Source organism: Rhizobium sp. 05N49, from assembly GCF_056396805.1.
In genome coordinates, this window is record NZ_JBFTME010000005.1 from 258,447 (window position 1) to 272,837 (window position 14,391).

Annotated in this window: 13 protein-coding genes; 12 read left to right on the forward strand and 1 reads right to left on the reverse strand. The window is 60.0% G+C overall.

Features of this window, described 5'->3' with window-relative positions; genetic code table 11:
• The first annotated feature begins 159 nt into the window (after nucleotides 1–159).
• The 8 genes from AC1DF8_RS13090 (at nucleotide 160) to AC1DF8_RS13125 (ending at nucleotide 7,828) form a co-directional block, all read left to right on the forward strand.
• Entirely contained in the window at nucleotides 160–747 is a 588-nt protein-coding gene (locus tag AC1DF8_RS13090) for a transglutaminase-like cysteine peptidase (RefSeq protein WP_112542502.1), read from the forward strand.
• Nucleotides 748–996: 249 nt separating this feature from the next.
• The gene (gene panC, locus AC1DF8_RS13095) at nucleotides 997–1,872 is read left to right on the forward strand and encodes a pantoate--beta-alanine ligase (protein WP_478153837.1); all 876 of its coding nucleotides are present in this window, start codon (nucleotides 997–999) and stop codon (nucleotides 1,870–1,872) included.
• The gene (gene panB / locus AC1DF8_RS13100) at nucleotides 1,869–2,690 is read left to right on the forward strand and encodes a 3-methyl-2-oxobutanoate hydroxymethyltransferase (protein ID WP_478153838.1); all 822 of its coding nucleotides are present in this window, start codon (nucleotides 1,869–1,871) and stop codon (nucleotides 2,688–2,690) included. Before panC ends, panB begins: the two co-directional genes overlap by 4 nt.
• 289 nt (nucleotides 2,691–2,979) lie before the next feature.
• Nucleotides 2,980–4,182 carry an MFS transporter gene (locus tag AC1DF8_RS13105; protein WP_112542499.1) on the forward strand — a complete coding sequence of 401 codons (1,203 nt, stop codon included), beginning with the start codon at nucleotides 2,980–2,982 and terminating at the stop codon, nucleotides 4,180–4,182.
• Between the two features lie 206 nt (nucleotides 4,183–4,388).
• On the forward strand, nucleotides 4,389–4,949 hold the full coding sequence (msuE, locus tag AC1DF8_RS13110; protein WP_112542498.1) for an FMN reductase: 561 nt from the start codon (nucleotides 4,389–4,391) through the stop codon (nucleotides 4,947–4,949).
• Between the two features lie 241 nt (nucleotides 4,950–5,190).
• Complete coding sequence (locus AC1DF8_RS13115) at nucleotides 5,191–6,027, forward strand: MetQ/NlpA family lipoprotein (protein WP_112542497.1); 837 nt, start codon at nucleotides 5,191–5,193, stop codon at nucleotides 6,025–6,027.
• A gap of 84 nt (nucleotides 6,028–6,111) precedes the next feature.
• The gene (locus AC1DF8_RS13120) at nucleotides 6,112–7,194 is read left to right on the forward strand and encodes a methionine ABC transporter ATP-binding protein (protein WP_478153839.1); all 1,083 of its coding nucleotides are present in this window, start codon (nucleotides 6,112–6,114) and stop codon (nucleotides 7,192–7,194) included.
• The gene (locus AC1DF8_RS13125; RefSeq protein WP_112542496.1) at nucleotides 7,175–7,828 is read left to right on the forward strand and encodes a methionine ABC transporter permease; all 654 of its coding nucleotides are present in this window, start codon (nucleotides 7,175–7,177) and stop codon (nucleotides 7,826–7,828) included. The genes AC1DF8_RS13120 and AC1DF8_RS13125 overlap by 20 nt, the downstream gene beginning before the upstream one ends.
• A gap of 77 nt (nucleotides 7,829–7,905) precedes the next feature.
• On the opposite strand, the gene AC1DF8_RS13130 is transcribed toward AC1DF8_RS13125, so the two are convergent.
• Complete coding sequence (locus tag AC1DF8_RS13130) at nucleotides 7,906–9,261, reverse strand: LLM class flavin-dependent oxidoreductase (protein ID WP_478153840.1); 1,356 nt, start codon at nucleotides 9,259–9,261, stop codon at nucleotides 7,906–7,908.
• A 206-nt stretch (nucleotides 9,262–9,467) separates the two neighbouring features.
• Here AC1DF8_RS13130 and tauA point away from each other — a divergent pair, with 206 nt between their 5' ends.
• The 4 genes from tauA (at nucleotide 9,468) to scpA (ending at nucleotide 14,391) form a co-directional block, all read left to right on the forward strand.
• Complete coding sequence (tauA, locus tag AC1DF8_RS13135) at nucleotides 9,468–10,472, forward strand: taurine ABC transporter substrate-binding protein (RefSeq protein ID WP_478153841.1); 1,005 nt, start codon at nucleotides 9,468–9,470, stop codon at nucleotides 10,470–10,472.
• Nucleotides 10,473–10,533: 61 nt separating this feature from the next.
• Complete coding sequence (locus tag AC1DF8_RS13140; protein ID WP_478153842.1) at nucleotides 10,534–11,328, forward strand: taurine ABC transporter ATP-binding protein; 795 nt, start codon at nucleotides 10,534–10,536, stop codon at nucleotides 11,326–11,328.
• Complete coding sequence (locus AC1DF8_RS13145; protein ID WP_478153843.1) at nucleotides 11,325–12,155, forward strand: ABC transporter permease subunit; 831 nt, start codon at nucleotides 11,325–11,327, stop codon at nucleotides 12,153–12,155. The genes AC1DF8_RS13140 and AC1DF8_RS13145 overlap by 4 nt, the downstream gene beginning before the upstream one ends.
• 100 nt (nucleotides 12,156–12,255) lie before the next feature.
• On the forward strand, nucleotides 12,256–14,391 hold the full coding sequence (gene scpA / locus AC1DF8_RS13150) for a methylmalonyl-CoA mutase (RefSeq protein WP_478153844.1): 2,136 nt from the start codon (nucleotides 12,256–12,258) through the stop codon (nucleotides 14,389–14,391).

Here is a 14,391-nt window from a genome sequence, read left to right on the forward strand (position 1 = left end):
AAATTATTGTATTCTGAGAAATGAACCTCTCCGGAAACATCCTGGAAATATGGACTGCGACCGAGAGCCCAGCCGTCGAATGACATGCCTAAAAGGGCTTCATCACCGCTGGTCGTGCCTCACCATTGTTCGATGAATTACCACACGGAGAGGTAGACGATGTGGAAGCGTGAAGTGGTTGTCGTAGCGACGCTTGTATCCCTGTTTACGGTTCAGGCTGCCCGCGCGGACGGTCCTGCCGGTGCAGCCCGTGGGCTGAAGACGGCGCCCGTGTTCAGCTATATTTCTGAAAAGCGCCGAACTGCAGCACCTTTCGCGCATGTGATGTTTTGCGCTCGAAATCCGGATGAATGTACGGTTCGCGGCGATGTTTCCGAAGTTCCCTTGAGCCCCCTTGCGGAGAAGCAACTTGGCGATATCAACGCGTCGGTCAACCGCTCGATCCGTCCGACGGACGAACGGCAGGGCGATGTCTGGCAGGTGAACGTCAAGGCAGGCGATTGTGAGGATTTCGCGTTGACGAAACGCGACCACCTCATCGCCATGGGCTGGTCGTCGAAAGCACTGCGGATCGCCGTGACCAAGACGCCTGCCGGTAAAGGTCACGCGGTTCTGGTCGTCAAGACCGATCGCGGCGATCTGGTGCTCGACAACCGCACGAATGCGATCAAGGGCTGGAAGGATACGGATCTTCGCTGGCTGATGATCCAGTCAGGCGATGATCCGAAGATATGGTACGAACTCTAGATATGCAGACATGTTGCGGGTTCGAACCCATATGCGGCGACCGAATGTCGATGGCAGGGAAGGCGGCGTTCTGAGCCCGCAGAATGTCCGCGCCGAAATCCGCCGCCTCGGTTGCGATCGGCACCATTGAACACGCGTTGATGGAACCTTCGTCATCTAATCGATCTTATCGAAAAGAATCCATTGACCTGACGCCCTGCTTGCATCTTCTATCCGCCCCCACATGAGGAAGGCTGGCAGGAGGGCATAATGCAAGTCCTATCGAGCATTAAGGCGATGCGCGTAGCACTGGCATCAGCAAAGGCAAACGGCGGAGACGTCGGTTTCGTGCCTACGATGGGCTATCTTCATGCAGGACATATGGAACTTGTCGCGCAAGCCCGCGCTCAGAACCGGATCGTCGTTGCCTCGATCTTCGTCAATCCGCTCCAGTTCGGGCCGACGGAGGACCTCAGTCGGTATCCGCGCGATCTGGAACGTGACCAGGCGATGCTGGACGAGGCCGGCGTCGATATTCTCTTTGCGCCCGGCGTCGAGGATATGTATCCGCACCCGATGAAAACCGTCGTTGATGTGCCCGAGCTTGGCTGCGAGCTGGAAGGTGCCGTTCGACCAGGGCATTTTGCCGGCGTGACTACTGTCGTCAGCAAGCTTTTTAACATCGTACAGCCAGACAACGCCTATTTCGGCGAGAAGGATTACCAGCAGGTTGCCATCATCAAACGGATGGCAGACGATCTGGCGCTGCCCGTGCGCATCGTTTCCGTGCCGACGGTGCGGGATGCCGATGGTCTCGCTCTCTCTTCTCGCAATGTCTACCTCAGCGAAGAGCAGCGACGCGCTGCAGTCATCGTCCCTCGCGCGCTGGACGAGGCGGAGCGCCTTGTCAACCAAGGCCTGACTGACCCGCAGCTTCTTGAAGCAAAGCTCGTCGACTTCATCGGGCATGAATCGTTGGCAAAGCCTGAGGTCGTCGCTGTAAGGGATGCCTCGACGTTGAAGCACGTCGCGAAAATCGACGATCCAGTGGTTGTCGCACTGTTCGTGCGGATTGGCACGACCAAGCTTCTGGACAACCGGGTGATTGCGAAAAAAGGTTCGTCTGGAACGGGAGAGAGATCATGAGCGCTGTCGGTTCCGCAAAGCGCCTGACGCCATCACGGATCCGGGCGATGAAGGGCGGCACGCCGATCGTGTGTCTGACGGCCTACACGACGCCGATGGCGCGGCTCTTGGACGAACACTGTGATCTCCTGCTTGTTGGAGATTCGCTCGGCATGGTTCTCTATGGCATGGACAGCACCGTGGCGGTGACGCTCGACATGATGATCGCGCATGGCAAGGCGGTGATGCGTGGTGTCGCGAGAGCCTGCGTGGTCGTCGATATGCCCTTCGGCAGCTACCAGGAGTCGAAGGAGCTTGCCTACCGCAATGCCGTGCGCGTTCTGCAGGAAACCGGGTGTGACGCGGTCAAGCTCGAAGGCGGCCAGGAGATGGCCGAGACAATTTCCTTCCTCGCTGCGCGCGGCATTCCGGTGCTCGGCCATATCGGGCTCATGCCGCAGCAGGTTCATACCGCCGGCGGCTACCGATCTGTCGGTCATTCCGAGGAGGAGGTTGCGAAGATCCGGCGTGACGCCGACGCGATCGGCAATTCCGGGGCCTTTGCCGTCGTCATCGAGGGTACGGTGGAGACATTTGCGCGTGAGGTGACAACGGCAATTCCTGTTCCGACCATCGGGATTGGAGCTTCGGTTGCGTGCGACGGCCAGATCCTCGTCTCGGACGACATGCTTGGACTATTCAACGACTTCACGCCGCGCTTCGTCAAACGTTACGATGAACTTGGAAAAAGGGCAGCGGTGGCGATTGCAGCCTATGCAGACGATGTGCGTTCCCGCGCATTCCCCACCGACAAACATACATTCAAACGTCGGTCTTGATTGTGAGGCCCTTTCGATTGGGAGCCGGTGATGAACCGCATCGCTCTTTTGATCACCAGTGCAGAATTGGCTCCATCAGAGGCCGAATTGCAGAATCGGGAGCAAAAATCTTAAAACTGCGTACCGATCCGCGCAAAACTGGGCTGTAATCGTCGCCCTCCATACGATAAATGCTTTTTCAGCGACCGCCGCTGACAATTCACTTCCCAAGCCCCGATCGCCTCATAAACAGCCCGCACGAAAACCGACGACGGCCCGATATGATTCCGGCCGCTCAGGAGGAAGATCCATGGCATCCGTTGCCGAGAGCGCCCCCCGCTTTGAAAAGACCGCAATGTCCATTCTGGTGGCAGTCAGCTTCTGCCACATGCTCAACGACATCATGCAGTCGCTGCTTGCCTCGCTCTATCCGCTCTTCAAGGCGAACTACAACCTCGATTTCGTGCAGATCGGCCTTCTAACGATGACCTTCCAGGTTACGGCCTCGCTGCTTCAGCCGCTCGTCGGCATCGTCACCGACCGTTGGCCGATGCCCTATTCGCTGCCGATCGGCATGGCGAGCACATTCTGCGGTCTGATCCTGCTCGGCAATGCCGGCAGCTTTGAGTTGCTCCTGGTCGCCGCCAGCCTGATTGGCTTCGGCTCGGCCGTCTTCCATCCGGAATCCTCGCGCGTCGCGCGTCTTGCTTCCGGCGGCCGCCACGGCTTTGCCCAGTCCTTCTTTCAGGTCGGCGGCAATGCAGGCCAGGCGATCGGTCCGCTGCTGGCCGCCTTCATCGTGTTGCCGAACGGTCAGCACAGCGTGTCCTGGCTTTCCGGCATCGCCATGGTTGGCATTGTGGTCCTGAGCTGGGTCGGCAGCTGGTACGTGAGCCACCGTCGTCAGAACGCCAGCAAGGCGGCCCCGAGTCGCACGCTGCCGCTGCCTCAGAGCAAGGTCGTCACGGCGCTGCTCATCCTCGTGCTGCTGACGGCGACGAAGAATGTCTACATGGCAAGCGTCTCGAGCTACTTTACCTTCTATGTCATCGATCGTTTCCAGCTCGATGTGCAGCAGGCGCAGCTCATGCTCTTCCTGTTCCTGGGGTCCGTTGCGACCGGTACCTTCCTCGGCGGCCCGATCGGGGATCGTTTTGGTGCCCGTTTCGTCATCTGGTTCTCGATCCTCGGCGTGATCCCCTTCGCGCTGCTGCTGCCCTATGCGAACCTGTTCTGGACGGGCGTGCTCAGCGTTGTCATCGGCCTGATCTTCGCCTCCGCCTTTTCAGCCATCGTCGTCTTCGCGCAGGAACTGGTGCCAGGTCGCGTCGGCTTGATCGCCGGCGTTTTCTTCGGCTTCGCCTTCGGTGCGGGCGGTCTCGGTGCGGCCTTGCTCGGCGGTTTTGCCGATTCGCACGGTATCGCCTTCGTATATCGTATCTGCTCCTACCTGCCGCTCCTCGGCCTGTTCACCATCTTCCTGCCGCGCATCCCAAAACATCGAGCGGTTTAAGTTTCGCACTCGGAAAGAGGCACCGAAATGCTTTCGGTGCCTCTTTGGTATCCCGGCAAGCGCACGGCGCGGCGTCGCGGTGAAACGAACATTTTTTCCCCGGCCTTCAGCGAAGACGGATCGTCATTTCTTTAATCTACTATTTTGATGGATAATATCTGCCTGATGATGGAGCCATCGACGGCGCGATAGTGGAAGGAAATGATATGTCTGCACCCAAACTGGTCGGTCTTGCCGGCAGCTTCAATCGTCCCTCGAAGACCTTTGCGCTGGTCGAGAATATCGCCGGCCTCGCCGCGGAAAAATATGGCTTCCGCAATACGATTTACGACCTGACGGATGTTGGCCCCTCGCTTGGTCAGGCGTTGCGCCGCGACGACCTCGACAATCGCGCCAAGGAAGTCATCGCCGATATCGTTTCTGCGGATGCTATCGTCATCGGCGCGCCGACCTATAAGGGCAGCTATCCGGGCCTTTTCAAGCACCTGGTCGATCTCATCGATCCGCATGAATTGCGCGCAAAGCCGATTGTCATCACGGCGACGGGCGGCGGCGATCGCCACGCGCTCATGGTCGAACATCAGCTTCGCCCGCTCTTCGGCTTCTTCATGGCCCATACCTTGCCGACGGCCGTCTACGCCTCAGATCGCGATTTCACTGACTATCGCGTCTCCTCCGAACAGCTTTCCAAGCGTATCGGGGAGGTCATCGGCGAGCTTTCCGCTTTCTTTCCGGCCAGAAGTTCCGCGCTGATCGCGGCGGAATGAATCTTATCCCAAGACTGACTTTCGCGGCGCCCATTGGGCGCCGTTTTCGTTTGACGGCCATTTTTGCGCTGACATTAATCCATAAATTTGATAGAATTTTATCCTGCCGGCATCGACAAGGAGGCAAGAGTTTTTCTGGCATTAACAAGACATCGGACGTTCTTGCTTCGCTCGTAATGACCGCATTTGCAATTATCCGCCTGCTCGGGGCTCGGCCTCATTCAGTCAGACGGGATAAAAAATGACCAAGAACAAGAATATCGGCACCATTTCGATTTCGCGCCGCGCGGCGCTCACTGTTGCCGCCTCTGCGGCTGCGCTCATCGCCTTTGCTGCGCCGGCTCCTTCCTTTGCGGAAGACAAGTCGATCAAGGTCGGCATCATGAGCGGCGAGGACGAGGATGTCTGGCGTGTCGTGACCACCGAAGCCGCCAAGAAGGGCCTTAAGATCGAGACGATCACCTTCAACGATTATACCCAGCCGAACGAAGCCCTGGAGCGCGGCGAAATCGACGCGAACGCCTTCCAGCACCAGCCCTATCTCGACAATCAGATCAAGCAGAACGGCTACCACATCGTCCGTGTCGGCTATACCGGCGTGTGGCCGATCGGCCTCTACAGCAAGAAGCACAAGTCCGTCGCCGAGCTGCCGGAAGGCGCCGTGATCGGCGTGCCGAACGATCCGTCCAACGAAGGTCGTGCGCTGCGCGTTCTGCAGAGTGAAGGCCTGATCAAGCTGAAGGACGGCACGGGCATTCTTGCGACGATCGCCGACGTCGCTGAAAATCCGAAGAATATCGAGATCAAGGAACTGGATGCCGGCATTGTCGGCCGTTCGATCGATGACCTCGACGCCGGTGTCGTCAACACCGACTGGGCGTTGAAGAGCGGCCTTTCGCCGGCAGAGCGCGTCGCGCAGGAGCCGATCGCCGACAACCCCTACCGCAACTTCATTGCCGTAAAGGAAGAAAACAAGGATGCCGATTGGGTGAAGACCCTGGTATCTTCCTATCAGAACGATACCGTGAAGGCCGAGTTCGACAAGGTTTATAAGGGTACGGGCCTCAGCGCCTACTGATCAGCCGCCCTTCCTAGGGCGCCAATGACCGAGGCGGCCCGGGCCTTTGCCGGGGCCGCCTTCGGCTTTTGTGAAGGAATGAGCATGAATTCAATTGTCTCCGCTTCAGGGATCGAGACGCGCCCCGCTGACGCCGAAGAGGTCGTCCGGCTGACGGATGTCAGGCGTAAATTCGGTGCTACACCGGCGCTTGACGGCATCTCGTTGAGTGTGAAGAAGGGCGAGGTTCTCGGCATTATCGGACGCAGTGGCGCCGGAAAGTCGACGCTGATCCGCTGCCTGAACGGTCTTGAGCGCGCTGACAGCGGCGAGATCGTCATCGAGGGCCGTAACATTACAGGCCTTGCCGAGAAGGACCTGCAGCCGTTGCGCCGCCGCATCGGGATGATTTTTCAGCACTTCAATCTGCTTTCGGCCAAGACGGTCGAAGAGAACGTCGCGCTGCCATTGAAGATCGAAGGTATCGGCAAGGCCGAGCGACTGAAGCGGGCGCATGAGCTTCTGGATCTCGTCGGCCTTTCCGACAAGGCTAAGGCTTATCCATCTTCCCTTTCAGGCGGCCAGAAGCAGCGTGTCGGTATCGCCCGCGCACTTGCCGCACGCCCGGCCCTGCTACTTTCCGACGAGGCGACCTCAGCACTCGATCCGGAAACGACGCGCTCGATCCTCGTTCTGCTGAAGGATATCAATCGTAAGCTCGGACTTACTATCCTGTTGATCACCCATGAGATGGAGGTGGTGCGTGGCATTGCCGATCGCGTCGCCGTCATCGATGCTGGCAGGATCGTGGAAGAGGGACAGGTCTGGTCGATCTTCGGCAATCCGCAGACGGCGATCACCAAGAGCCTGCTCGGCGGCATCCGTCCGCAACTACCCGAACATATTGCCGCTCGCCTGTCGCAGACAGGTGGCACTGAAGCGATCGTCAGTGTCGATCTCTCCGGTCCGGAAGCCCAGGGCGCGCTCTTTGCCGACCTTTCGGCGGCATTGCCGCATTCCTTCCGCCTCGTCCATGGCGGCATCGATCACATCCAGAACCAGCCCGTGGCGCGGTTCTTCATTGCCGTCCCGGCGCGCGATTCGGCGCTTGCCGGAAAGGTCGAACAATTTCTGAAGGCCCGGTCCGCCCGGGTGGAGGTGCTTGGTTATGTCACCGATCATGATTAATCTGCTTTTGCGCTCCCTCTGGGAGACGGTGTTGATGACGGCGGCGTCCGGCGTGATCTCGCTCATTGCCGGACTGCCGCTCGGACTGGCACTGGTGCTGACGAACCGAGGCGGCATTGCGGAAAATGCCTGGGTCAACCGCGTTCTCGGCGGTGTCATCAACGGCTTCCGCTCCGTGCCTTTCATCATCCTCCTGGTGGCGCTGATCCCACTGACCCGCCTGATCGTCGGCACGGCGATCGGCACTTGGGCGGCCATCGTTCCGCTCGCTATCGCGGCCACGCCCTACTATGCCCGTATTGCAGAGGTCTCGCTGCGCGAGGTCGATCGTGGGTTGATCGACGCCGTGCGTGCCATGGGTGGCAACCGCTGGACGATCATTCGCGAGGTTCTGGTACCGGAAGCCCTGCCGGGAATCGTTGCCGGTTTCACTGTCACACTCGTAACGCTGATCGGCGCATCGGCGATGGCCGGAGCCATCGGTGCCGGCGGTCTCGGCGACCTCGCCATCCGCTATGGCTACCAGCGTTTCGAGACCAATGTGATGATCGCGGTCGTCGTCGTGCTCATCGTTCTCGTCTGCGGCATCCAGTGGCTGGGCGACCGGCTGGTCGCCCGCCTCGATCATCGCTAGAGCAATTCCAGCGTAAGTTTGCCGCGCGAACACGACGAGGTAGAGCATTTTCGTATTTCGAAGAAAGCGAAAAGACTCTACCGCCTGAACTGCGCAGCGGGATGGCTGGCCGATAGCCGGCCATTGCCGCCGAACAATTTCTGGCGCAGCGGTCCTTCCGCGTAATCGGCCTTGAACAGGCCGCGCTCCTGCAGCACGGGCACAACGAGATCGACGAAATCGTTGAGGCTCTCAGGTGTTACGGTGCGCGCCAGATTGAAGCCGTCGATGCCGCCTTCCTCGATCCAGCGCTGCAGCGTGTCGGCGACCTGCTCCGGGGAGCCGACGATCGGCTTCATGCGGCTGCCGAGCACCATCTGGTCGATGATCTGCCGCTTGGTGACAGGTTTTGCCGCCTGCTTGGTGATTGCCGCCAGTGCCGACTGATTGGCGTTGGTCGAACTCTGGTCAATTACGTCATCGAGCTCGTATTTTGAAAAATCAACGCCGACAGAGGCTGAATAATGTGCGAGCGACGCCTCGACGCTTGCACGCCGGCGATAGTCCTCAAGCTTCTCCTGTGCTTCGTTTTCGGTCCTGCCGACGACAACGGTGATCAGGCTCAGGATCTTGATCGCGTCCTCACCGCGGCCGTTCGCCAGCGTCTTGGCGCGAAGCGCGTCGACAGTCGGACGCGCCGACTGCGGCGTAGGGCCGGCAATGAAGACGCATTCGGCATGGCGGGCGGCGAAATCCTGGCCGCGGGCCGATGCGCCGGCCTGGAAGAGCAGGGGCGTGCGCTGCGGCGACGGTTCGGCGAGATGAATGCCCTCCATCTTGTAATACTGGCCCTGGTGGCTGACTGCGCGCACCTTTGAGGCATCGGCGAAGATGCCGCGCTCGCGGTCACGTAGCACCGCATCATCGTCCCAACTGCCTTCCCAGAGTTTGTAGAGGATTTCGAGATATTCTTCGGCGGCGTCGTAACGGGCATCATGCTCCGGCAGCTTCTCGAAACCCATACTGTGGGCAGCACTGTCAAGATAGCCCGTCACGATGTTCCAGCCGATGCGGCCCTTGGTCAGGTGATCGAGCGTCGACATGCGCCGCGCCAGCAGGAAGGGCGGTTCATAGGTCGTATTGACGGTGACGCCGAAACCCAGATGCTTCGTGACATAAGCCATGGCCGAAATCGGCATCAGCGGATCGTTGACCGGGATCTGCGCACCCGTCTCGATGACCGGGGCTGGGCTGTTTTTGTAGACATCATAGACACCGACGATGTCGGCCAGAAAAATGCCGTCGAGCCTACCGCGTTCGGCCGTGCGCGCAAAATCGACCCAGTAGTCAACATCGGTGTAATTGACCGAGCGATCGCGTGGATGCGTCCACATGCCGTGGTTTATGTGCCCGACGCAGTTCATGTCGAAGGCATAGATCTGCATTTTCTTCATCGAATATTGTCCTGAGATTTCGTCGGCCACGTGGCCGGAATTGTCGAGCGGGTCGGGAAACCACCGCTTCTTCCCTTCAAATTAGAAGCAAATTGTCCCTCACCGCTGATTCCAGAAATTTTCTATCTCTATAAAATCTATGAATTTTACAATGATCTATCGACATTCCCGAGGCGGAATGATTTTTAACATTGCTGGAGAGGGATATGAAAATCAACCGACGCAACCTGCTGGGCGCGGCCGCTGCCGCTGTCCTCACCTTGACCACCTATGCAGCCCACGCTGCCGACGTCACGCTCAATATCGGCTACCAGCCGATCGTCGAGCCGTCGCGCGTGCCGCAGGCCGATGGCACCTATGAAAAGGAGACCAAGGCCAAGATCAACTGGCAGAAATTCGATGGCGGCGCCGATGTCATCGCTGCCATCGCCTCCGGTTCCATCGATATCGGTTATGTCGGCTCGTCGCCGCTTGCCGCGGCCGCCAGCCGCGAACTGCCCATCGAGACGATCTATGTCGTCGGCCTCATCAGCGACGCTGAAGCGCTTGCGGTCAAGAACATCACCAAGCCAGAAGACTTGAAGGGCAAGAAGATCGCCACGCCCTTCGTTTCGACAGCGCATTACAGCCTGCTGACGGCGCTGAAGCACTGGAAGGTCGATCCGAAGTCGGTGCAGATCCTCAATCTGCGTCCGCCGGAAATCGCTGCTGCCTGGGAGCGCGGTGACATCGACGGCGCCTATGTCTGGGATCCCGTCCTGGCGCAGTTGAAAAAGAGCGGCAGCGTGCTTGCCAGCTCCGCCGATGTCGCCGAGTGGGGCGGCCCGACCTTCGATGCCTGGATCGTCAGCAAGAAATTTGCCGAGGCCCATCCGGAAGTCGTCACCGGCTTCGTGAAGGTCACAGGTGCGGCTTATGCCTCCTACCTCGCCAATCCGGATAGCTGGAATGCGAAATCACCGGAAGCCGAAAAGATCGCCAAGCTGACCGGTGCCAAGACCGATGAAGTGCCGGCTCTTCTCAAGGGCTACACTTTCCCGAGCCTGAAGGAACAGGCCAGCGCCGATCTCCTCGGCGGCGGCACAGTCAAGGCCGTCGCTGAAACTTCGGCCTTCCTCCTCGAGCAGGGCAAGATCCCCGCCGTTCTGAAGGACTACAGCCCCTATGTTTCCGACCGCTGGGTCAAGGAAGCAGCCAAGGCAGGTCTTTGATCCTCCCAAGGGTCCCGGCGCGGCTTCGGCTGCGCCGGTTTTTCTCAAACAGGTGATGCCCATGAGCATACTTTCATTACAGTCCTTGTCGCTCGATTATGCCGAGGCAGGCACTCGCCGGAAGAGACGTGTGCTCGATGGCGTCAACCTGCATATCGCCTCCGACGAATTCGTGGTGGTCATCGGCCGTTCGGGTTCCGGCAAGACGAGCCTTCTCAATATCGCGGCCGGTTTTACCGAGCCGAGCGAGGGACGCGTGCTGGTCGACGGCAAGGAGATCGACGGACCTGACGTAGACCGGGCTGTCGTGTTTCAGGACGACGCGCTCTATCCATGGCTGACGGCCGCCGGCAACGTCGCCTTTCCGCTGAAGCTTCAGGGCATCCCGAAAGGCGAAAGGCAGCGCCGCGCGGAAGACCTGCTCGTGAAGGTCGGCCTCGATGGCGCAGGCAAGAAGAATATCTGGGAACTCTCCGGTGGCATGCGTCAGCGCGTCGGCATTGCCCGCGCGCTTGCCTCCGGGCCGCGCTTCCTGTTGCTCGATGAGCCGCTCGGCGCGCTCGATGCTTTGACGCGCAGCCGTATGCAAAAATTCCTGCTCGACGTCTGGGCCGAGAGCAAGACCGGCGCGTTGCTGATTACCCACAGCATCGACGAGGCTTTGCTGCTTGCCACGCGCGTCATCGTGCTTGCGCCCAACCCGGGTCGCATCGTTGCCGATATCAAGACGGAGTTCGGCAAGGCGGTGCTCGAAGGAAAAAGTATAAAGGATATCAAGGCGCTGACGGCATTCAAGCACTTGAATGACGAGCTGACCGCGCTCATCCACGCCGATGAAGAGGAGATTGCCGCATGAGCGTCGAGGCAGAAGCACTCACGACCGCAGTCTCGGATCACCCGGTAGAGGCGCGGCCGAAACGCCGCGGTACGCTACCGATCTCGCTCGCAACCATTGCCGTTATCATCGCCGGCTGGGGCCTTGCTTCCGCCTATGGCGCCGTCTCACCGGTCTTCCTGCCGTCGCCGTTTGTCGTGGCGAAATCGCTTGCCAATGTCGCGGTCAACGGCTTCGTCGATTCCACGCTCGCCGAGCATACGTTGGCAAGTCTGCTGCGCATCTTCGCAGCGCTCGCCGTCTCGCTCCTCATCGGTGTGCCCGCTGGTCTTGTCATCGCCACCAGCCGCATCGGCAAGGGCATCCTCGATCCGATCGTCGAATTCCTGCGTCCTCTGCCACCGCTTGCGTATCTGCCGCTGATCATCATCTGGGTCGGCATCGGCGAGGCGTCGAAGGTTACGGTCATCTCGCTCGCCATGCTGCCCCCAATCATCCTGTCGACGGCATCAGGCGTCAAATCCGCTCCGGCCGATTTCGTCAACGCCGCCCGCTCCTTTGGCGCGAGCCGATTGCAGGTGCTGCTGCATGTCATTCTTCCAGGCGCCATTCCGTCGATTTTGACAGGCACACGCATCGCGCTCGGCGCCGGCTGGTCGACGCTGGTCGCTGCCGAGCTGGTGGCGGCAAGCCAGGGCCTTGGCTTCATGATCCAGTCTGCGGCGCAGTTCCTGGTGACCGATACCGTCATCGGTGGAATCATCGTGATCGCTGCCATCGCCTTCCTGCTGGAGATACTGGCGCGGCTGATCGAACGGGTCCTCGTGCCTTGGGCTGCTCATCGCTGAACGTCTATCATCGCCTTGCCGATCAAATTATCCTAAGGCTGTATCGCGCCGCGCGACCGCATGATGGTAGCGTGGGGCGCAGATAATGCCGGAGGATGATATGACGAAGAAGACGCTGTCGGACTGGGAGGCGCTGGCGGAGAAGGAGCTGCGCGCAGCACCGGAGACGCTGACCTGGCAAACACCCGAAGGCATAGACGTCAAACCGCTTTATACAGCAGCCGATCTCGACAGCACTGACGTGGACAGCCTGCCGGGATTTGCGCCCTTCACCCGCGGTCCACGCGCCACCATGTATGCCGGCCGGCCCTGGACGATCCGGCAATATGCCGGCTTCTCGACCGCCGAGGAATCCAACGCCTTCTATCGCCGCAATCTCGCCGCGGGTCAGAAGGGCCTCTCCGTGGCCTTCGACCTCGCTACCCATCGCGGCTATGACAGCGATCACCCACGGGTCGTCGGCGATGTCGGCAAGGCGGGGGTAGCCATCGACAGCGTCGAGGACATGAAGATCCTCTTCGACGGCATTCCGTTGCAGGACATGTCCGTCTCCATGACCATGAATGGCGCCGTCATCCCAATTCTGGCGAATTTCATTGTCGCCGGCGAAGAGCAGGGTGTTTCGAAGTCGGAGCTTTCAGGCACCATTCAGAACGACATCCTCAAGGAGTTCATGGTCCGCAACACCTACATCTACCCGCCGGAACCCTCGATGCGCATCGTTGCCGATATCATCGAATATACGGCAAAGGAGATGCCGAAATTCAATTCGATCTCGATCTCCGGCTATCACATGCAGGAGGCGGGCGCGACGCTGGTGCAGGAGCTTGCCTTCACGCTTGCCGACGGGCGCGAATATGTGCGTGCGGCTATCGCCAAGGGCCTTGATGTCGATGATTTCGCCGGGCGGCTCTCCTTCTTCTTCGCGATCGGCATGAATTTCTTCATGGAAGCCGCAAAGCTTCGCGCCGCCCGCCTCCTCTGGACCCGTATCATGGAGGAGTTCGAGCCGAAGAAAGCGTCTTCGCTGATGCTGCGAACTCATTGCCAGACATCGGGTGTGTCGCTGCAGGAGCAGGATCCCTACAACAACATCATCCGCACGGCTTTCGAGGCGATGTCGGCCGTGCTCGGCGGCACGCAGTCGCTGCACACCAATTCCTTCGACGAGGCGATCGCCCTGCCGACGGAATTTTCGGCCCGTATCGCCCGCAACACCCAACTCATTCTGCAGCACGAGACCGGCGTTACCAAGGTGGTTGACCCGCTTGCCGGCTCCTACTACGTCGAGAGCCTGACGAAGGAACTTGCCGACAAGGCCTGGACGCTGATCGAAGAGGTCGAGGCGCTCGGTGGCATGACGAAGGCCGTCAATGAAGGCTTGCCGAAGCGGCTGATCGAGGAGGCCGCCGCCCGTCGCCAGGCCGCGGTCGACAAGGGCGACGAGGTCATCGTCGGCGTTAACAAGTACCGGCTGGAGACCGAGCAGCCGATCGACATTCTCGAGATCGACAACAGCGCGGTGCGCGCAGCGCAGATCCGCCGGATCGAGGAAACCAAGCGTCGCCGCGACGGCATGAAGGTGAAGGAGGCGCTAGCCGCGCTTTCGGACATTGCCCGCAGCGGCAACGGCAATCTGCTCGCAGCCGCTGTCGAAGCGGCGCGTGCGCGAGCGACCGTCGGCGAGATTTCCGATGCGATGCGTGAGGTCTTCGGCGATCATTTCGCCACACCCAAGGTCATCCGCGGCGTCTATGGAACCGCCTATCGCGACGAACCGGAACTGGATGTTCTGAAAGCCCGCATGGCCGAGGTAACCGAGGCGATGGGCCGCAAGCCGAAGATCATGGTCGCCAAACTCGGCCAGGATGGGCATGACCGCGGCGCCAAGGTCATCGCCTCGGCTTTCGGCGATGTCGGTTTCGACGTGCTCGCCGGCCCGCTATTCCAGACGCCGGATGAGGCGGCCGGCATGGCGCTCGGCGAGAGGGTCAATGTGATTGGTGTTTCGTCGCTGGCGGCCGGCCACCGGACGCTGCTGCCGCAGTTGATCGACCGGCTCAAGGAACAGGGTGGCGGTGACATCATCGTCGTCTGCGGCGGCGTCATCCCGCGGCAGGACTATGAATTCCTGCACGAACACGGCGTCGCCGCCGTGTTCGGCCCGGGTACCAATGTGCTGGAGGCCGCGAATTCCGTTCTCGACCTCCTGCAGGGGATCAGGCGAAACCAGTAG